The sequence below is a fragment of the Methanobacterium paludis genome, assembly GCF_000214725.1.
In the GTDB taxonomy this organism is placed as follows: Archaea; Methanobacteriota; Methanobacteria; order Methanobacteriales; family Methanobacteriaceae; genus Methanobacterium_C; species Methanobacterium_C paludis.
In genome coordinates this window covers 1,872,524-1,892,221 of the sequence record NC_015574.1, presented here as the reverse complement: position 1 = coordinate 1,892,221, position 19,698 = coordinate 1,872,524, and the positions used below count along the sequence as shown (strand labels likewise).

Annotated in this window: 19 protein-coding genes; 4 read left to right on the top strand and 15 right to left on the bottom strand. The window is 36.9% G+C overall.

Going from position 1 to position 19,698, the window contains the following annotated elements; genetic code table 11:
• Positions 1–320: 320 nt before the first annotated feature.
• Positions 321–1,202, top strand: coding sequence for a pyridoxal 5'-phosphate synthase lyase subunit PdxS (gene pdxS, locus MSWAN_RS08895; RefSeq protein WP_013826311.1), 882 nt, complete (start codon positions 321–323; stop codon positions 1,200–1,202).
• Between the two features lie 92 nt (positions 1,203–1,294).
• Here pdxS and MSWAN_RS08890 read toward each other — a convergent pair whose 3' ends face one another.
• From MSWAN_RS08890 to pdxT, 13 genes are all read right to left on the bottom strand, one after another.
• A complete protein-coding gene (locus MSWAN_RS08890) occupies positions 1,295–2,206 on the bottom strand; it encodes a P-II family nitrogen regulator (protein ID WP_013826310.1) in 912 nt (303 codons plus the stop codon).
• Between the two features lie 228 nt (positions 2,207–2,434).
• Positions 2,435–2,833, bottom strand: a complete 399-nt coding sequence (locus tag MSWAN_RS08885) for a hypothetical protein (RefSeq protein WP_013826309.1) — start codon at positions 2,831–2,833, stop codon at positions 2,435–2,437.
• Between the two features lie 141 nt (positions 2,834–2,974).
• Entirely contained in the window at positions 2,975–3,658 is a 684-nt protein-coding gene (locus MSWAN_RS08880; protein ID WP_013826308.1) for an MBL fold metallo-hydrolase, read from the bottom strand.
• Position 3,659: 1 nt separating this feature from the next.
• On the bottom strand, positions 3,660–4,196 hold the full coding sequence (locus MSWAN_RS08875) for a GTPase domain-containing protein (protein ID WP_013826307.1): 537 nt from the start codon (positions 4,194–4,196) through the stop codon (positions 3,660–3,662).
• A 531-nt stretch (positions 4,197–4,727) separates the two neighbouring features.
• Entirely contained in the window at positions 4,728–5,066 is a 339-nt protein-coding gene (locus MSWAN_RS08870; RefSeq protein WP_013826306.1) for a P-II family nitrogen regulator, read from the bottom strand.
• A 14-nt stretch (positions 5,067–5,080) separates the two neighbouring features.
• Positions 5,081–6,304, bottom strand: a complete 1,224-nt coding sequence (locus tag MSWAN_RS08865) for an ammonium transporter (RefSeq protein WP_013826305.1) — start codon at positions 6,302–6,304, stop codon at positions 5,081–5,083.
• 711 nt (positions 6,305–7,015) lie between these two features.
• Positions 7,016–7,354, bottom strand: a complete 339-nt coding sequence (locus MSWAN_RS08860) for a P-II family nitrogen regulator (RefSeq protein ID WP_013826304.1) — start codon at positions 7,352–7,354, stop codon at positions 7,016–7,018.
• A gap of 72 nt (positions 7,355–7,426) precedes the next feature.
• Positions 7,427–8,659 (bottom strand): ammonium transporter, encoded by a 1,233-nt coding sequence (locus MSWAN_RS08855; protein ID WP_013826303.1) that lies wholly within the window; start codon positions 8,657–8,659, stop codon positions 7,427–7,429.
• A 643-nt stretch (positions 8,660–9,302) separates the two neighbouring features.
• A complete protein-coding gene (locus MSWAN_RS08850; RefSeq protein ID WP_013826302.1) occupies positions 9,303–10,802 on the bottom strand; it encodes a glutamate synthase-related protein in 1,500 nt (499 codons plus the stop codon).
• A gap of 17 nt (positions 10,803–10,819) precedes the next feature.
• Entirely contained in the window at positions 10,820–11,917 is a 1,098-nt protein-coding gene (locus tag MSWAN_RS08845) for a Coenzyme F420 hydrogenase/dehydrogenase, beta subunit C-terminal domain (RefSeq protein WP_013826301.1), read from the bottom strand.
• Positions 11,918–11,919: 2 nt separating this feature from the next.
• Entirely contained in the window at positions 11,920–12,621 is a 702-nt protein-coding gene (locus MSWAN_RS08840) for a GltB/FmdC/FwdC-like GXGXG domain-containing protein (RefSeq protein ID WP_013826300.1), read from the bottom strand.
• Positions 12,622–12,630: 9 nt separating this feature from the next.
• Positions 12,631–13,554: a class II glutamine amidotransferase domain-containing protein gene (locus MSWAN_RS08835; RefSeq protein WP_013826299.1), complete on the bottom strand. Its 924-nt coding sequence runs from the start codon at positions 13,552–13,554 to the stop codon at positions 12,631–12,633.
• Complete coding sequence (gene pdxT / locus MSWAN_RS08830) at positions 13,542–14,120, bottom strand: pyridoxal 5'-phosphate synthase glutaminase subunit PdxT (RefSeq protein WP_013826298.1); 579 nt, start codon at positions 14,118–14,120, stop codon at positions 13,542–13,544. The genes MSWAN_RS08835 and pdxT overlap by 13 nt, the downstream gene beginning before the upstream one ends.
• Positions 14,121–14,728: 608 nt before the next feature.
• Here pdxT and MSWAN_RS08820 point away from each other — a divergent pair.
• The gene (locus MSWAN_RS08820; RefSeq protein WP_013826297.1) at positions 14,729–14,995 is read left to right on the top strand and encodes a hypothetical protein; all 267 of its coding nucleotides are present in this window, start codon (positions 14,729–14,731) and stop codon (positions 14,993–14,995) included.
• 100 nt (positions 14,996–15,095) lie between these two features.
• Here MSWAN_RS08820 and MSWAN_RS08815 read toward each other — a convergent pair whose 3' ends face one another.
• Positions 15,096–16,085 (bottom strand): malate dehydrogenase, encoded by a 990-nt coding sequence (locus MSWAN_RS08815; RefSeq protein ID WP_013826296.1) that lies wholly within the window; start codon positions 16,083–16,085, stop codon positions 15,096–15,098.
• Positions 16,086–16,296: 211 nt separating this feature from the next.
• Entirely contained in the window at positions 16,297–16,854 is a 558-nt protein-coding gene (locus tag MSWAN_RS08810) for a HEAT repeat domain-containing protein (protein WP_013826295.1), read from the bottom strand.
• A 442-nt stretch (positions 16,855–17,296) separates the two neighbouring features.
• Between MSWAN_RS08810 and aksF the strand changes: the two genes are divergently transcribed.
• Positions 17,297–18,292: a homoisocitrate dehydrogenase gene (gene aksF, locus MSWAN_RS08805; RefSeq protein WP_013826294.1), complete on the top strand. Its 996-nt coding sequence runs from the start codon at positions 17,297–17,299 to the stop codon at positions 18,290–18,292.
• Positions 18,293–18,574: 282 nt separating this feature from the next.
• Positions 18,575–19,672, top strand: a complete 1,098-nt coding sequence (fbp, locus tag MSWAN_RS08800; protein ID WP_013826293.1) for a fructose-1,6-bisphosphate aldolase/phosphatase — start codon at positions 18,575–18,577, stop codon at positions 19,670–19,672.
• The last annotated feature ends 26 nt before the right edge of the window (positions 19,673–19,698 follow it).

Here is a 19,698-nt window from a genome sequence, read left to right as displayed (position 1 = left end):
TCTTGTTATGAAATAAATTTTTGACAAAAATATTTTTATAAAAATAAAAATTATGGACCAAGATTTTCCAGAAATTAATAATTACATCTGTACTTAAATTTCAATAGAAACTCCAATTTCAATAGAAATATATTTAATAATCCAAAAACCTATTATATATTGTTAGATGGTCTAGGATTCTGGATAAGAATTCTAAAAAAAGCAGTTTTTGGATGGGTTTTCATCCAAAAGTACGGCCAATTTTATGCAAATTTTAATATTACTGAGAAATTACGGCTTTTAAATGGAATACAAACTGAATATTTCAGGAGGAAAATTGTATGTTGCATGGTACTGAGGTTTTGAAGAAGGGTTTTGCTAGTATGACTAAGGGTGGGGTTATTATGGATGTTGTGAATGCTGATCAGGCGGCTGTTGCTGAGGAGGCGGGTGCTGTTTCTGTTATGGCTTTGGAGCGTGTGCCTGCTGATATTCGGGCTGCTGGTGGTGTGGCTCGTATGGCGGATCCGTCTAAGGTTTTGGAGATTATGGATGCGGTGTCTATTCCGGTTATGGCTAAGGTTCGTATTGGTCATTTTGTTGAGGCTCAGGTTATTCAGTCTCTTGGTGTTGATATGATTGATGAGAGTGAGGTGCTTACACCTGCCGATGAGAAATATCATATTGATAAGAAGCAATTCATCATACCTTTTGTGTGTGGTGCACGTAACTTGGGTGAAGCTTTGAGGAGGATTAATGAAGGTGCTGCTATGATCCGTACTAAAGGTGAAGCTGGAACAGGAAATGTTGTAGAAGCTGTACGGCATATGCGTGTGATCCAGAGCACCATCCGTGAACTCAAAGACAAAACCGAGGAAGAATTATGGGCTGTGGCTCGTGAAGAAGAAGCAACACTAGAACTCGTCAAAGAAACAGCAAAACAAGGAAGGTTACCAGTTGTGAACTTCGCAGCCGGCGGTGTGGCCACACCAGCAGATGCAGCACTCATGATGCAATTAGGTGCTGATGGTGTTTTTGTTGGAAGTGGAATATTCAAATCAGAAAACCCTGAACTCGTTGCAAAAGCAATAGTACAAGCCACAACCCATTATCAAGATGCGGAATTATTGGCTAAGGTTTCCACTAATCTTGGAGAGGCTATGCCTGGTTTGGAGATAAGTGAAATACCAGAAAACGAAAGACTACAAGAAAGAGGATGGTAAAAAAACAACCAAAACCCTCTTAAATTATTTTTAAAGCCTTTAAATATTTTTTAATTAAAAAATATAATATTCTATGAATATCTTTAATAAGTTCAATCTATAGCTTCTTCACCTTCTTCACTGGTTCTGATCCTTAAAATTCTTTCTATAGGATAAATGAACATATCATCCTCAATATCATCTGTTTTAATACTTTCTATTGCTTTAATAACATATTCAGCGTCTTTTTTTGCTATTATCATACTGAGCTCAACTTTAGGTTTCAATGTTACACTGTACTGGCTAGCCCTGTACGTTTCCATTGAGTTTACCTGGTCCTCACTGCATTTTATCTCGGTCAAGGTTAAGTTTGAAAAACCGCGTTTTTCAAGGATTTCTTTGACGTTATCCAATTCAATGGGGTGCATAATTAATTTAAGTTTGCAGATTTCTGATTTTCCTGATTTTAAATCATTTTTATACACTTTTATAGCGTTAGCAGCACCGTTAGATAATCTTTTGGATTTATATATTTTTTGATATTGGTATTCTGATTTTTTAACATCTATATGTTTATTTTTTCGTTCTATCTGTTTTAATAAGATTTTAAGGCCGTCTTGTATTCCTATACCCTCTGCTGCAATGGTTGGAATAACTATTGCATCTGTAATATCTGTTCTTAAACCCGTACCATTTAAGTCCTGTTTGTTTGAGAATAAAACGTAAGGAATGTTTTTTTCACTTACCAATCCTATTATTTCATTATCAGTTTCAGTAATTCCCCTAGCACTGTCCAGAACAATGATAATCCCGGTTGTCCCAGTTCCATCATTCATGAGAACATCTTCAAGGGATTTGAATCCTTCTTTTCCAGTGGAACTGAAAAGGTAATTCTTTTTGTTGTTTATAATGGCCCTTCCGTATGCAAAGGATTTAATCTCTAAATCTTCTCCGTGCATATGTTTAACTGCCGTTTTTTTTCCTGAGTCAGGCGGACCTATTATCAAGATGTTTCTATTGTCCATGTCATCACTCGTTTATCTATGGGTCCTAAAATTGTTGTTAACTATTCATTTTTAAGCTAAGAATCTCTGGAGACCATTTATTTGAAAGGATATGACCATTATAACTTGGAATCCTTTGATTTTATTTATTTAATCCTATCTGCCCTTGTTGATTGTCTTTTGATTAAAGATTAACGCATTGGCTCATAGCCCCCGTAAATCCCTGAGTTCCATGATGGGGTGTGATCCCTAACTGTGGCACAGAGTTTCATTTCCTGTTTCTTTAACTGGAGACATTAATCCAAGGAGCGTTTGCAAACTGTTGTTTAGTGTTTCTGATTTGGTTACGTTGGTGACTACGATGTGCGGCACATCTTTTTTCATGGAGTTCATTATTTCTGTTTCGTTTAACCCCTCTGTGTTGTCTGTAAAGATTATAACTCCGTCCACGTTTTTGGATAGCACATCACTCATAAACTCAAATTTTTCATCTGCAGGTGGGCTGAAAAAATGGATTTTTGTATCCTCAATAATTGTATTTCCGTAATCAAGGGCTATTGTATGCACAATTTTACTGCAAATATTTTCTAAGGCTGTAATTTTCATGGAACCCGAGGTTCCAAATACTAACACTTTTTTCACATCCATCGTGTTTCACCAACTATCTATTTTTATACAGGAACAAGGAAGCATAGTTCCGTTAATAATTTATAGATATTTAATACATATAAAGGTTGTTAATTTCTTACAAAATAAGTGAAAAAATAGGATATTAAATATTTTTAAGGATTACTTTTTCCTTAAAAACGCTTCATGTTTCATATTAGCATTTTCTATGGCTTTCTCGATATCTCTTTCGACATCGTTGGATATTTTACCGTGTCCTGGTAATAAAAGGTCAATCTTCATGGTGTTGAGCCTTGCAAGGGAATTTATGTACTCACCGTAACTTCCGGAACTTGATATATCTGAAATAGTTCCTCTGGCAAACACGGTATCTCCTGATATCAGTATCCTTCTTCGAGGTTCGTAGATACACAGAGATCCTGAAGTATGGCCTGGAGTGTGGAATATCTTTAAAAACCAGTCTCCGGTGTCTATAACATTCATGTTCTCTAACCAGATGTGTACCTGGTAACCTGTTGGGTCGTGTCCGTGTGCTCGGCAGAGAAGGACCTCATCGTCTGCAGAGACTATTTTAGTTGCAGCATATCGGTGGGTTATGATTGGAACGATTTTTTGCAGGAATCTATTGGCACCGAAATGATCAGCATGTTCATGGGTATTTATAACCAGACTCAAATCGTTTATTTCCAATCCAAGTTCTTCAATGTCGCCTTTCAGAATTTCAAAGTTTTGGTTTATTCCGGAATCCACTAAAACATTCATCTGGTCCCCCAGAATAAGGTAAGAAATACAGCTAGGTTTACCTGTTTTTATACTATACAAATTGGGCATTATCTTAGTGTACATTCTAATTCCCGTTAGTTACATTGTAATTCCAATTACTGCGATGAATTTGCAGAGGGTATAAATTTATTACCTCTAAAGATTTTTTATTTAGATAGTACTGATAAGGTGATATTAATTTTAGCAGAGTTTCCATAGCATTTATCATGCATTCAGCATCTTTTGCTACAGTTGGAATTATGGGAGCATTTGTAAAATTTATTTCCAATTTCTGGTCGTTCAAATCCTGCTTGTTGGATAATATGATGTATTTGATACCCTTTTTTTCGATTGCATCAATAATTTCCTTATCTTCCCCATTAACTCCTCTTGTATTATCTACAAAGACGGTAACTCCATCTATATTTGTGGAAAAGATTCTTTCCATGAAATCAAGTTGTTTATATTGTGGTGAACTTAAAAAATGGATTTCCTGTCCATTTATGCTTGCAGTTCCATGTTCCAGATCCGGTGTCTGCACAAGTTTATGACAAAAATTTTCAAGAGCGGTGGTTTTACCAGAACCATGGGTTCCTAAGATTGCAATTGTTTTTACATCCACTTTACCATCCCCGTAATAGTTACAACTTAAGTTATAACTTAATTTTTACAATTTTTTAAGTTTTACAAATTTTGAGTCAACTATGGAAATCATTTCACCTGAAACTTTCATCTGACTCAAACATGATTCTTATTTTCTTCTCGATTCATATTTTATCAATTCAATATTTAAATGTTCCTATTTGTGTATAAATAAACACAATTTGTGAAATATTCCTGCTTTTTTCAACGCCCTAAAAATATTTTCAAGTTTAGTAATTAAGCTTCATAAAAATAAATTTTAATATTTATTAAAGCTGTAAATAAAAAAAATAAAATTAAAAAAGAGTTTTAGGGGGTAATTCGGTTTGAAATTTATTTAAATTTAACCTTTTTACCACCTCTATGCTTGTAATTGATTTGAAGGATATATTTTATATCCATTTTTGTTGATTTAAAGATCTCACCGCCTCCAATGGATCTAAATCATTGTGAAATTATTGTGATCGTGTTTGATTTATTTAAATATTTTGAAAAAAATTGGGAAAGCAGATTAAACTGCTTTTTGCCCTTTTTCTCCAGTTCTGATTCTTACAACATCATCTACAGAGGATATGAATATTTTACCGTCTCCAATATCTCCTGTTTTTGCTGTTGCCACTATGGTATCAACGACTTTATCCACATCTTCATCATTGGTGATGATTTCAAGCTTGGTTTTAGGTAGAAGGTCTATCCTGTAATCACTTCCCCTGTAGCTTTCTGTTATACCTAATTGCCTTCCGCGACCTTTTACTTCCGTTACAGTCACTCCGTGGCAGTGGACTTCTTCGAGGGCTTTTTTAACATCTTCCAATTTTTCAGGTCTTATTATTGCGATTATTTCTTTCATAATCAAATCTCCCTTTAAACCCTGTAACCTGACTCCTCGTGCTGGTTGGTGTCAAGTCCTTCAATTTCTTCTTTCTCCTCTACTCTTAATCCTATGGTTTTCTTAATCAGGTAACCTATTATGAGGGTCATGACGAAACTGTATGCTGCAACTGTTACAATATCTATGCACTGAATTCCTAGCTGTGCTATATTTCCGTATAATGCTCCAGTTCCTAATGAGTTTACGAATGGAGCTGCGAAGATACCTGTTCCTAATGCTCCCCATGCACCTGAAATACCGTGAATACCGAATACATCTAATGCATCGTCGTATCCGAGTTTTGGTTTGAGGTATGCAACTGCAAGGTATGAGATTATTGAAGTTGTGAAACCAAGTACGATTGCGGCCCATACAGTCACGAAACCTGCTGCTGGTGTAATAACTACAAGTCCTGCTACTGCACCGGATATTGCACCGAGTAAAGTTGGTTTACCAGTTTTTATTACATCCATCATCATCCATGAGATCATGGCTGCTGCAGCTGCTGTGTTTGTTACAAGGAATGCTGAACCTGCAAGACCTCCAGCTGTAAGGGCTGAACCTGCGTTAAATCCGAACCAACCGAACCATAGGAATGCTGCACCAAGTACAGAGTATCCAAGCTGGTGTGGTAGTAACCTTGAGTCTTTCCTTCTACCTAGTAGAAGAGCTAATGCTAATGCAGCTACACCACAGTTAAGGTGTACAACTGTTCCTCCTGCAAAGTCAAGTGCACCCATCTGGAATAACCATCCTCCACCCCATACCCAGTGGGATATAGGTAAGTAGACCAGTGTTAACCAAATTGGCACAAATGCGAGCCATGCTGAGAATTTCATTCTTCCAACGATTGCACCTGATATCAAGGCCACTGTTATGGCTGCGAACGTCATCTGGAAAGCAACGTATACCAGTGTAGGTATTGTTGGTGCCAGAGGTGCCAGAGCATTGACATCTATGCCGTTCATCAAGAAATTCATTGGATTACCAATCAGCCCCATTACATCAGTACCGAAGGCCAGAGGGTATCCGTATACGACCCATATAACGCTTGTTATTGCAAAAGCTATGAGTGAAAGGAATATTGTGTTTAAAACATTTTCTTTTTTGACCATACCGCCGTAGAATAAAGCTACACCGGGGACGGTCATTATCATTACAAGAGCAGTGGATATAAGCATCCACGCTGTGTCACCAGAGTTGAGAATTGGATCCATAAAAGTTTCCTCCCATTGTTGTAAATTTTAAATTTAATTTTTTTAGTTCGTGTTTTTAATTTTTTTTATTATAAAGATTTAAAGTTCAAATTATTTTTTTAAAGGATGCTTATTGATATTTTAATCCTTTATTCTGTTTATTTTGGGACTTCTTGGCTCCTTATCACCCCTGATGTTTGTTGGTTAACATGAATTGCCGGAGGTAGGAAACATACTTCCGACATATTGGGATTATATTCTATCTTATATAAACCTTTCTATCTTAATGGAGGATTAATCCTAACTAATCTTATATTATTACGACCAAAGTATATAATTTTTTTCAGCTTTAACCCGTTCAGGGTTAGTAAAGATAAGTTAAAGGAACTTTTAATTAAAAAATGTTCATTTTTATATTTTACTGATATTCTTACAACCAATATTCTTACAAAAAAATGAAAATTCATATGGAAGCTCATTTTAAAAAAATGTTGCGTTATGATTTCAGGGTAAATCAATAATCAAAATTAATTAAAAAGACTTCCTATAGAAATTCCTAGAAAATTTATTAAGAATAATTTACTAATAACCATTTTTATTTAAAATAGCATTCTTAGACGTTATTTAAAACATTCTTAGACTTCATTTAAAAGAGACGTCGATTTTTAAAAAATAGAAATTTTCAATGAAAAAAAAATAAAAAAGCAAGAAATTAAGGAGTATTAAAGAGTTTTAAACTGCTTTCTTTCCTGTTTCTCCAGTTCTGATTCTTATAACTTCTTCAACTGGGGATATGAATATTTTACCGTCTCCAATGTCCCCTGTTCTTGCAGTTTCAACTATTTTATTGGTGATGCTTTCGACATCTTCATCTTGGGCAACGATTTCAATTTCTGTCTTTGGAAGAAGGTCCACTTTGTAATCTCGGCCCCTGTAACTCTCGGTTACGCCTAATTGTATTCCTCTACCCTTTACTTCTTTAACTGTCATACCGTTGCATCCTATCTCTTCAAGAGCCTTTTTGACATTTTCCAGTTTGTCAGGCCGTATAATTGCGAGTATCCTTTTCATAATATAACACCTCAAATTCTCTTTATGGACTGTCTTTAATCACATTATTCGGGTTTTGTCATTTAAACATATTTATGACAGTCTGTAACCGGATTCCTCGTGTAGGTTAATGTCAAGACCTCTTATTTCATCTGCATCATCAACCCTCAGACCTATGGTTTTATCTATCACTTTACCAATTATCAGGGTCATGATGAATGAGTAAGCACCAATAACCACAATTGCCAGAAGTTGCACTCCTATAAGATGTGTTTGGCCGAAGATTAAACCTCCTGTAGTTACACTGTTTATGAGTGGGCTGGCAAAGATACCAACTGCAAGTGTTCCGACGATACCTGATACTCCGTGTATTCCGAACACGTCCAGAGCATCATCGTATCCAAGGCGAGGTTTTAAGTGTGAAACGGCATAATATCCGCAAATTGCAGCAACAAAACCTATTATTATTGCTGAAGTGATGTTTACATAGCCTGCTGCAGGGGTTATGGCTGCAAGACCGGCTATTGCACCAGAAAGGGCTCCAAGAAGTGTTGGTTTTCCTGTTTTAAGTTTATCCATAAGCATCCATGCCAACATACCTACGGCAGCCGAGAGGTTTGTAACTATCATGGCAGATACAGCTAAATTTGTTGCCCCCAGAGCAGATCCTGCGTTAAATCCGAACCAACCGAACCATAAAAGTCCAGTACCAATAACCGAGTATCCAAGATGATGTGGTAACAAGTTTGAATTTTTACGTGCTCCAAGTAATAGTACAAGTGCCAGTGCAGCCATACCACAGTTTACATGGACAACTGTTCCTCCTGCAAAATCAAGTGCACCCATCTGGGCTAACCATCCTCCACCCCACATCCAGTGAGCTACTGGTAGATATACAAGTGTGAGCCATACAGGAATGAAGGCAAGCCATGCTGAAAATTTCATTCTCTCGACAACAGCACCTGATATCAGGGCCACTGTTATGGCTGCAAATGTCATCTGGAATATGGCGTATAAGCCTGTGGGAATTGTAGGGGCGTATGTTGAAAGTGTGTTTGCTTCGATAACTCCTCCAAAGAATGGATTTGCAATTGTACCTATGAATCCCCACATATCAGCACCAAAAGCCATGTCATATCCATACATGAACCAAAGGATACTCACAATGGCAAAACTGACAAAAGAAAGGAATATTGTATTTAAAACGTTTTCTCTTCGGATAAGGCCACCGTAAAACAGGGCCACACCGGGTATGGTCATTAAAATTACAAGGGCTGTTGATATCAGCATCCATGCTGTATCCCCAGAACTTAAAACTGCACTCATTAATGTTTCCTCCATTTCATGTTGGTGTTAAAATTCATGTTAACCATTCACTAATTTTAACCAACTTTTAACTTCAAAATTTTAACCTTAATTTTTAACATCATTTAAAAATTGTATAATATAGATTATATCCTTTATTAAGAGCTTTTTTTCAATTTAAAGCTTTTGTATATGATTTAAGTCGCATTTGATCCATTTTACATCCTAATTTCAAGTGATAGGAACTATGCATCCGTTTGCTATAGGACATAGGCAACCTATTTCCGATATAATCTTTTTTCTCGCATCATATAATCTTTGCGGTAGAATAATCAGAAATCGGTAATTACTTGCAAAACCAGTTTTAATCATTTAATAAATTCATTGTACTCAAAAACGTGGATGTAAATTAAAAAGAGATTTAATAAATTAAAATTTAATAAAAAAGCTATATTGATGAGACAGTTCATGATGAATTAGAATTCATTTATTTTAGAATTCATTTATTAAAAAATTTAAAAAAAATTTCTTAGTTATTATAACTACCTAAATTTTAAATATCTAAAATTCGTTTTAATCAAGTATCTAAATTAATTGAGTATCTATAAAATAAATAAAAAGAAATTAAGAAACTTAAAAACTAAAAATTAAAAAGAAGCTCCCCTCAATATTTGATAGGGGCCTCGAGACCAGCGAGTTTAACTCCTGTAAGGGCTGATGCCTCCACTGTTAAAGCTCTCAAGTCATCTTTTTCGAGTTTGCTTACGTCGGTGTTTCCGGCCTGTTGGGTTAACATCACAGCTTCCTCAGTCATGGCTTCTATGTACCTTGCAACCCGTTTACCACCTTCCATATAATCAAGACGTCTTCTAAGTTGAGGGTTCTGGGTTGCGATACCTTTCCTGCAGGTTCCTGCGTAGCATGTTTGACAGACCCTGCATCCGATGGATACGAGTGCTGCTGTTCCTATGTACACGGCATCTGCTCCGAGTGCTAGGGCCTTTGCAACGTCGGCGCCGTTTCTTATACCTCCACCACCAACAAGACTGACTTTTTCCCTGAGATTTACCTCTTTGAGTGCCTCGTCAGCTTCTACTATGGCTGCAATGGTTGGTATTCCTGTGTTTTCTGTCACAACATCAGGTCCGGCTCCTGTTCCTCCCTGCATACCATCAACCACGATTATGTCTGCACCAGCTTTGGCTGCAATTTTAACATCATCACTTACACGTCCTGATGCAAATTTAACCATGATTGGTATTTTCCAGTCGGTTATCTCTCGAAGCTGGGATATCTTCATGCTCAGGTCTTCAGGTCCGACGATGTCCATGTGACGTGCTGGGCTTAAAGCATCTGTTCCTTCGGGTATCATCCTTATACGGGAAACGTCTGCTGTGACCTTTTCACCAAGGAGGTGTCCTCCCATACCGGATTTTGCTCCCTGACCTATTTTTATCTCAATGGCCTCAGAGTTTTTCAGGTACTCTGCTGAAACACCGAAACGTCCTGATGCGTACTGTGCTATGAGTTTTGAAGCGTATCTCCTCTCTTCTGGGAGCATTCCACCTTCACCGGTGTTTGTGGCCGTTCCTGCAAGGGTTGCGCCCATTGCAAGGGCAATTTTGGCTTCTTTGCTTAGTGCTCCAAAGGACATTGCAGCTATCATTATTGGTGTGTCCAGCACAAGTGGGTTTTCAGCGTACCTTGAACCAAGCACAACGCGGGTGTTGCACGGTTCCCTGTACTTGTCAATTGGAGGCCTTGAAACCTGGGCAGGCACTATAACAAGGTCGTCAAAGGTTGGAATAACCCTTGTGGCTCCACATCCCCTTACTTTATATGATCCTGAAGCGGATTTCCTGTTTATTTCAGTAAGGTCAGATAGTGACCACACATTTCTTCTGTCCTCCGGAACAGCGTTAACCTCTATTGCATTGTTTGGACACATTTCTTCACATATCCTGCATCCAACACAGTTTTCATGGTGAACTGGGTATGGTTCATCGTCTATTATTTCGTAAACTTCATGTGGACAGTTGTTAACACAGGAGTAACAGTTACGACACAATTTTTCGTCCCGGTTGTCGCACATGTACCAGCAGCAGCCAGGTCTGTCGAAGTTTCTCCTGCAAAGATCTTTGTCCCTTTCAACTTTAAATGGCAATTGAAATTCCTCCTTTATTATTCATCCCTATTTTTGAGTGATTTGAAAACTGGACATGCTGCATATTTGGTTCCAGATGCACTTAGAACCTCTGCAATGTTATCTGTAAGTTTTGCTTCAGGTTTCCATGCATCAACACGACTCTTATCAACTACTACCACTTTATCAACAATTTTTTGTGATAATGCGTAGTTTAGAAGTGCTGTTGCAACTCCTCCATCCTGTCCACTTATCATCGGGGCCTTTGCAGACACTATTTTGATGTAATTGCCTAATGGCTTTTTATCATCTTCTTTACTTAAAAGATCATCTGTTACGTATGTTCTTGGGCATGCAACATAGCAGAGGTTGCAACCTTCAGAACACCTGCCTTTGAGTTGGGGTTTTCTATCTTCTATAGATATTATATTCTCTGGGCATGCATAGTAACAGGCTCCACAGAGTACGCATGCTCCGATATCAATAACATCACCCCTGAGATCCTTGAACTGGCATTTTGAGACTTCTTCTTCAAATTCATCCTCAGAAATTGGTCTCCTATAAAGAACGGGCCTTGCAACCTTTTCTCTTTTGTTGATTTCCTTCTTATTTTCCTTTTTCTTTTTATTTGCAAGACGTTCCATTAGTTTAAGTCCAGATTCAGGTAAAGATTCTGTTTTAATATATTTATCCTTTTCAGCATTTTTCAGAAGTTCCATTCCTTTATCTGTCCTTATTATGATAGTTGACCATCCTTCAGGTGAGCCAACTGATCCAACAGATAAATCTGAAAGTTCTGATGTGAAATCCATACATATGTTGCAGTTTTTACGTACGCAACTTTTTGCCTCATCAAGTGGTATTTTGAACACGCGGTCTTCCGTTAAGAAGAACCATACATAGTTTTTTTCCACTCTGCATTCTGTAACATCCCTCATGTTGATGTTGTGTTTTTCCAGGAGTTTTCTCATGTAACTGTATGAAAAGTTTTCCATGCAGAAGAGTCCGATTTTGAGGTCTATGGGTGAATCTCCGAGATAATCTGAGAATTTTTCCATTTTGCTTGCAGCGATCATGTGACACGGTGTTCCGACCATTGCGACCTTTTCAGGTTTGTTACTAGTTTGTTTTGCCATGGTTATCCCTCCTCAGATTCTTTACCGTAGAACGGTCTCATACTTCTTGGAATTATCTTTTTGAATTGGTTGAATTTTTCATCCTCGAGTTTGAAGTCGTAGGCTTTTAAGAGTTCTTTAAGTTCCTTTTTATCGTCGTCAGTTACTTCTATGACTTCAGCATTTTTCCCAAGACTTTTAATATTTCCTAAGACGTATATGGTTCCTCTTATTATAGATTCACCTGCATCTTCTGATACGTCTCCAAGAATGATCATACGGCCACCCATCATGAAAAGTCCACTCATAAATCCTGAGTTTCCTCCAATTATAATGGTACCGTTTTTCATTATTTCCCCTGTTCTGGAGCCTACACTCCTCCTCACAACAACAGTTCCACCGTATATTCCCTGGCCAACACCATCGCCTGCTGATCCATCGATTATGACCTCTCCTTCTGTCATGTTGTCGGCAGGGAACCATCCTGCATTTTCTGTTATGTGTATTTTTGCTCCGTGTATCATGGTACCCACGAAGTAACCTGCTGATCCTTCAAGTGTAAGATCAACGGGTTCTGTGAGCCCTGCAGCTATGTAGTGCATTGAATTGGGGTTTTTGATAGTTATACGTTTGTATTGTTTTGCAGCTCCTTTTATGGCTCTGTTAAGCTCTCGGGATTGGGAGTTAATCTCTTTTGAACTGGCATTAATTTCAATTTTTTGCATTAAACCACCTTATCCTTTAAATGTGTAAGCTCTAGTTTCTCCTGGTGATATCTGTTCGATGTTGTGCGTGTCCATAACCTCATGGAGGGACATTTCCTCTGAAGCTATTGCAAAAATATCATCATTTTCAGCCATAACTCCTGGCCTGAGACCAAGCTGGTCTTTGGCTATACCAACGCCGTCAGGGGTTCCAACTATGTATGAGAAAGGCCCATCCATATCTTTAACTGATTGTTCAAGGGCTTCTTCAAGTTTATAGCCCTCTGAAAGTTTGTCAGCTATGTAGTGCACTATGCACTCTGTATCGTTGTTTGTTTCAAATATATGTCCTTTACGTTCCAGGGGGTCCCTTATTTTCCAGTAGTTTGTGATCTGGCCGTTGTGTACAACGGTTATGTCCGGTATGATGTAGCTTTGGAAGGGGTGTGCATGGTATCTGTCAACTATGCTCTCTGTTGAGAACCTTGTGTGCCCTATTGCGTGTGTTCCCATTTTTGAAGCTGTATCGTACCTTGCTGCTATGTCTTTTACAAGCCCCACATCCTTTATCATTTCAAATGAATGAGATCCATTTAAAACAATGACGTCATCTATCTTGTCAATTTCCATTATAAGTGGTTTTAACAGGGAAAATGATTTAAGAGCAATTTTGCATCTATATATTATAGAATCTTCCACTGAAGGAATTATTTCTTCTGTTTCTATTGCTGTTACCATGTTCACTGTGTTTTTCACGGTTTCAAGAAGACCTGGTTTCTCTTTTACTTCAATGTTTAAAAGGTACTCGTTTTCTTTTAATCCGAGACCTCCGTATATTGCGAAACCTGCAGAATCTGGTCCTCTGTGCTGTAGGGCTTCCAGCATTTTTGTCAATGCATCCCCTACAGGATGAAGTTTTCTGTCTTTAAATACGACTCCTGCTATTCCACACACTTTAATACCTCCTTAATGAAGTACTCATGAATTCGTTTATCATCTGTAAGCTCGGGATGAAATGCCGTGGCCACGTTATGACCCTGTGCCACTGCAACTATTTTGTCATCACGTTTTGCAAGTATTTCAACATTGTCTCCTACTTCTGATACGTAGGGAGCTCTTATGAATATGCCTTTATACTCACTGCCAAATATTTCAATTTCTTCTTCAAATGAAGCCCTCTGACGGCCAAAACCATTTCTTTTAACCTTCATATCAATTAATCCAAGTAAGGGCTGTTCATAATCAGTTTTTGTTGCAAGAAGCACCATTCCAGCACATGTTCCCATAACAGGTATTTTTTTATCTATTATGGCACGTTTTATCCCGGTTTTTTCCATAAGTTTGCTTATGACGGTACTTTCTCCTCCGGAGATGATTATTCCATCACATTTTGAAACATCTGAAACTGTTTTTACCCGTAAAACTTGAGATTCAACGTTCTTTTGTTTTAAGGTTTTTTCTGTGATTTCAAGATGTTCAGAGACATCTCCTTGCAGATCTAAAATTCCTATCTTTATCATTTCAATGCCTTCCACTGTTTAGACTCTGTATTATTCTGTTGACTTTTGTAAGGTGATACTATTTGAAAAGTGTATGGTATAAATTTACCGGAATAAATCTCCGAAAAAAAGAATTTCCCATGCTCTTTTGAAAGATATCTTTTTTTACCTGATATTTTTGTACAATGTTCAGAATTTAGTCTGTTGAATATAGTGTAACTGAACATTTATATAAACTTTTCACTATGGGAGGTTTGGTGTAATTATATGGTTTTAATGGCCCTTGACGGTTCTTTAATGAGGTTACTCCATTTTTCGCGATAATTTAATATAGTTGATATACATAATATCAAAAAATTATTCAAAGAACATAAAAAAATACAGATTCAAACAAAAAAAAATACAGGAAATACAAACTCAAAAATTACAAGGAAAACCATAAACAAAAAAATATATAAAACAGGATAGTTAGAAGTGCGAATATAGTATTAATGTTTAAATGTTAATGTTTTAAACATTAGAAAAACATTACAAAAATACAACTATATCTGAAATAACAACCATAATTTAGAAATATCTCAATTTCGGTATTTTTCAGGATTTTCCCGATAAAGGAGGTTTGAACAACCATGGAAAAAATAACAATTGTCTTATTGGTAATAGTAGTACTGTTAGTTGGTGTTATAGGTTACGTGTTAGGAGCAGGTCAGAATACTGGAAATTTAACGCTTAACACAACGAATAATACAACAACAAATGGTTCGGGTTCTGTTAGCAGTAACACGGATCACACAACAGCAAGCACATCTACGAGCTCTTCAGGAACTTCAACTAAAAAGAACTCAACTTCGTCTAAAACTAATACAACAAAAAATGAAAGCAATCCAATGGAATAATTAAGTAAAAAATCAAAAAGGGAACGAAATGGGGTTACCCACTATTCCTATTTTATTATTTGATTAACTTCTGATTTTCTTTGATTAACTGATTTTAAGTTCAATTATTCATCTGTTCATTTAATTTTATTTCACCTAAATCTGTTTCATCTAAAGATTTCATAACTTCCTTTGTAGTATCTTTTACAGCTTCAGCTGCTTTTAAGAATGCTTTTTTTTCCTTTTCTGTCATTTTTATACGAATTACTCGTTCTATTCCATTAATTCCCAGTTTAACAGGAACACCTAAACAAACATCGTTAACAGCTTCTATTTCACTTTCAAGATAAGTGCTGACTGTCAATATCTTTTTTTGATCGTTTAGAATTATACTAATGATGTTTGAGATTGCAAAGGCAGGTCCGTACTCTGTAGAACCTTTCTTACTTATCACATAATTTCCTGCATTTTTGACATTTTGAATTATTTTGTCAATGTCGAAAGAATCGTAATTTGAGAAATATTTAACCAGAATACCTCCTATTGAGGTTGAACTTACAAGTGGAACCATATGGTCTCCATGTTCTCCTATAACTCTGGTGTGGATCTCGCTCACATGGATGTTGAAGTGTTTTGCCACCAGATTTTTGAGTCTGAGGGAATCAAGGTGGTTTCCAAGACCGAATACCTTGTTTTTGTCAAATCCAGATGCTTTTAAAGCTACATATGTCATAACATCAACGGGGTTTGTTATAACAAGAATTATTGAATTTGGTGCGTACTTTGCAATTTCCCTTGAATACTCTGCAACGATCTTCGCATTAGGCACAGCCACATCTATCCTTGACATATCCGCACTTCTTGGTATCCCTGAGGTTATAACAACAATGTCAGAATCTTTGACGTCTTCCATATCTGCTGATGCTGTTATTATGACGCCTATGTCTTTGGCTGCAAGTGCATCGTACATATCCAGTGCCTCACCTTCTAACCTATCAAGACTTTTTTCCCTTCCTAGGAGTACTAACTCATCTACAACATCTTCTTCAGCCAGGCAAAATGCAGTTGCTTTACCTACTCTTCCTGATGCTCCAATAACGCTAACTTTCAATTTAACACCTCCAATTTGGCTTTGTGTTGAGAACTAATTTTTGTTTGAATTTTATAAAAATCATCTTTTTTTTTAATTCATGGTCTCTAACTGTTTATTTTTTTATTTAGAGCATAGATCACACTTATAAAAAAAATTAAATAAAACTAGTTAATTAATCTACACATTGTGTAATTTAACGTGTAAAAATTGAACTAAAATTTGCTTTGAACTAAAATTTACTGAGGAAATCCTCAGCTACTCTCCTAACGAAGCTACTTTTATCATTTAAAGCTTTTTTTAGGGGTTCTATGGCTCGTTCATCCCTAATGTTTCCAAGGCCCCATGCTGCCCCGCCTCTAACAAAACCGCTTTCATCATCCATGGCTTTTATGAGAGGTTCAACAGCTTTTTTATTTCCTATTTTGCCCAGAGCCCATGCTGCTCCTCCTCTAACACGCCAATCATCATCATTCAATGTTTCAATAAGAGGTTCTACGGCAGGGTCTCCCATGTTACCAAGGGCTCCTGAAGTTTCCCTTCTAACCCATTTACTAGGATCCTTTAAACTAGCAATAAGAACATTAACGGCTCGTTCATCACCAATAATCCCAAGAACGCGAGCTGCACCCTTTCTGACATTTCTATCATCATCATTTAAGGCATTTATAAGTGGTTCTACTGCTGGTTCTCCTATTTCTTCAAGGAGTTCTGAAGCTTGCATTTTAACAAGTTCATCATCGTCTTTTAAGGTTTGAATAAGTCTTTCAATGTTGTTTTCCCTTTCCATTCCTACCACCACAACATATTATTTTTATAATCACTCAAAATTGTACTTTGAATCGTATTTGAGTTAAACAAATTTTTTTGTTATCTAAAAAATACATTTAGTAACATTTTGTTATCTTTTATTTCTCATTTCAGATATAGTTTGTTATACTTGAAAATCTACTTGGGAATGATTGGGATTTAATATTCTCTCTTTTAAGTTTAAATCAAATAATTGGACTGGAAAATTACGTGTTTTCATATTTAAAAACAAATAATTTAAAACAAATTAAATCAAGAATATAATATGGAATACAATAAAAAGTGAATATAACGAACATTATCTAAAGACCAAAATATTGAATTTTTATATTTCGATGTACTTTGATGCAGATTAAATTAAAACTAAATGTAGATTAATCTAAAAACCTATTTAAAAACATAGATTAAGTTAAAGTGATTTTATGTACAAAATAACTGTTATACCCGGTGATGGCATAGGGCCCGAAGTGATGGAAGCCGCATTATACGTTCTGGAGGCTTCAAATCTTGAATTTGATTATATAAATGCAAAGGCAGGTAACGAATGTTTTAAAAGGACTGGAACAACAATTCCTGATGGAACAATCTCAACTGCAAAAAACACAGATGCAACACTTTTTGGAGCAGTTACAACAGTTCCCGGGCAAAAAAGTGGAATAATAACTCTCAGAAGAGCCCTGGACCTCTATGTTAATCTTCGCCCTGTGAAATCCTATGAAGGAACCCAATGTCTTTTTGATGATGTTGATTTTGTTATCGTGCGAGAAAATACCGAAGGACTTTACTCTGGAGTGGAGGAATACACAGAAGATGGTGCAACAGCTTTAAGGGTCATAACTCGGAAAGCTTCCGAACGCATATGTAGATTTGCCTTTGAATATGCCACTAAAACTCAAAGACGTAAAGTTACTGCAGTTCACAAGGCAAACGTCCTTAAAAAGACAGATGGAATATTCAAGGAAACTTTTTATAAGGTTGCAGAGAACTACCCCAATATCAAACTGGAGGACTTTTACGTTGATGCAACTGCAATGTACCTCATTACAAGGCCTCAAGACTTTGATGTGGTCGTTACAACCAATTTGTTTGGTGACATACTTTCTGATGAAGGAGCAGGACTTGTAGGTGGATTGGGTTTAATACCCTCAGCAAACATAGGCGAAAAAAATGGACTTTTTGAACCAGTACACGGTTCAGCACCAGATATAGCAGGTAAAGGAATCGCAAATCCATCTGCAATGATACTTTCAACTTGTATGATGTTAAACTACCTTGAAGAGTATGAAGAAGCTCAGAAGCTTGAAAATGCAATGGTAACGGTTTTAAGAGAAGGCATGGTTGTGACCCCTGACCTAGGTGGCAGTGCATCCACGATGGAAATGGCTCGTGAAGTCAAAAAGAAGTTAAAAGAATCTTAAACTTAAATGAGCCTAAACCTTTTACTTTTTATTTAAGAAAATATAAAATAAATATAGAAAGAATCAATCAATGTCCTCTATATATTATATAATGACAAAAGTTTTATATGCAATAGCCAGTCATAAGTTATTCCATAAGTTAAGACTGATATAAGACAGTTTAAAACCTGTTAAGTCAGTTTCTGAACTTAAACTTGTTCATGATATTAAACTTGAATAAACTTTTAATGAGTGGTTTAATGCTACTTTAAATTTTTTGATACTTTTTGGAGGTGCATATGTATGAAAACTACGGTTAGCGTAATAAAAGCAGATGTTGGTAGTGTTGCAGGACACGCAGTGACTCACGGAGCCCTGCTTAAAAAATGTGATGAAATACTTGCAAAAGCAAAGGAAGAAGAACTTCTAACAGACTATTATATTACAAACTGCGGAGATGACATAGATCTTATAATGACTCACAAAAATGGTGAGGAAAACGAGGAAGTCCATGAACTTGCATTTAATGCATTTATGGAAGCCACAAAAGTTGCAAAAAGCCTCAAACTCTATGGTGCAGGTCAGGATATATTGTCCGACACATTCTCAGGTAACATCAAAGGAATGGGACCAGGATGTGCAGAGATGGAATTCAAAGAAAGGCCATCCGACCCAGTATTTGTTTTTTGCTGCGACAAAACAGAACCCGGTGCATTCAACCTTCCGGTTTTCAGGATGTTTGCAGACCCATTCAACACAGCAGGACTTGTAATTGACCCATCACTCCATGGTGGATATGATTTCGAAATATTCGACGTCATTGAACACAGAAAGGTCACAATGTCATGTCCAGATGAGATGTACGATGCTCTGGCACTTTTAGGTTCAATAGGAAGGTATATTATAAAACACGTTACAAGAAGAAGCGACGGCGAAATAGCAGCTTCAATAAGCACAGAAAGACTCAACCTCATGGCAGGAAAATACATAGGAAAAGACGACCCTGTTGCAATTGTAAGGTCACAATCAGGTTTCCCTGCAGCTGGAGAAGTTGTTGAGCCATTCGCATTCCCACACCTTGTAGGTGGATGGATGAGGGGTTCACACAACGGTCCATTAATGCCAGTTTCCCAAGCACAGGCTCACCCTGTAAGGTTTGACGGCCCACCACGGATAATATCTTTAGGTTTCCAGGTTTCAGATGCAAGACTCATCGGACCTCTTGACATGTTTGATGACCCTGCATTCGACAATTCAAGGAAAACTGCATCGGATGTAGCTGATTACATGAGAAGACACGGCCCATTCGAGCCACACCGGTTACCAGCTGACGAGATGGAATACACCAGTCTCCCAGGGGTACTTGAAAAACTCGAAGACAGATTTGAAGATATGGATTAAGTTTTAAACCTTAATTTTTATCTTTA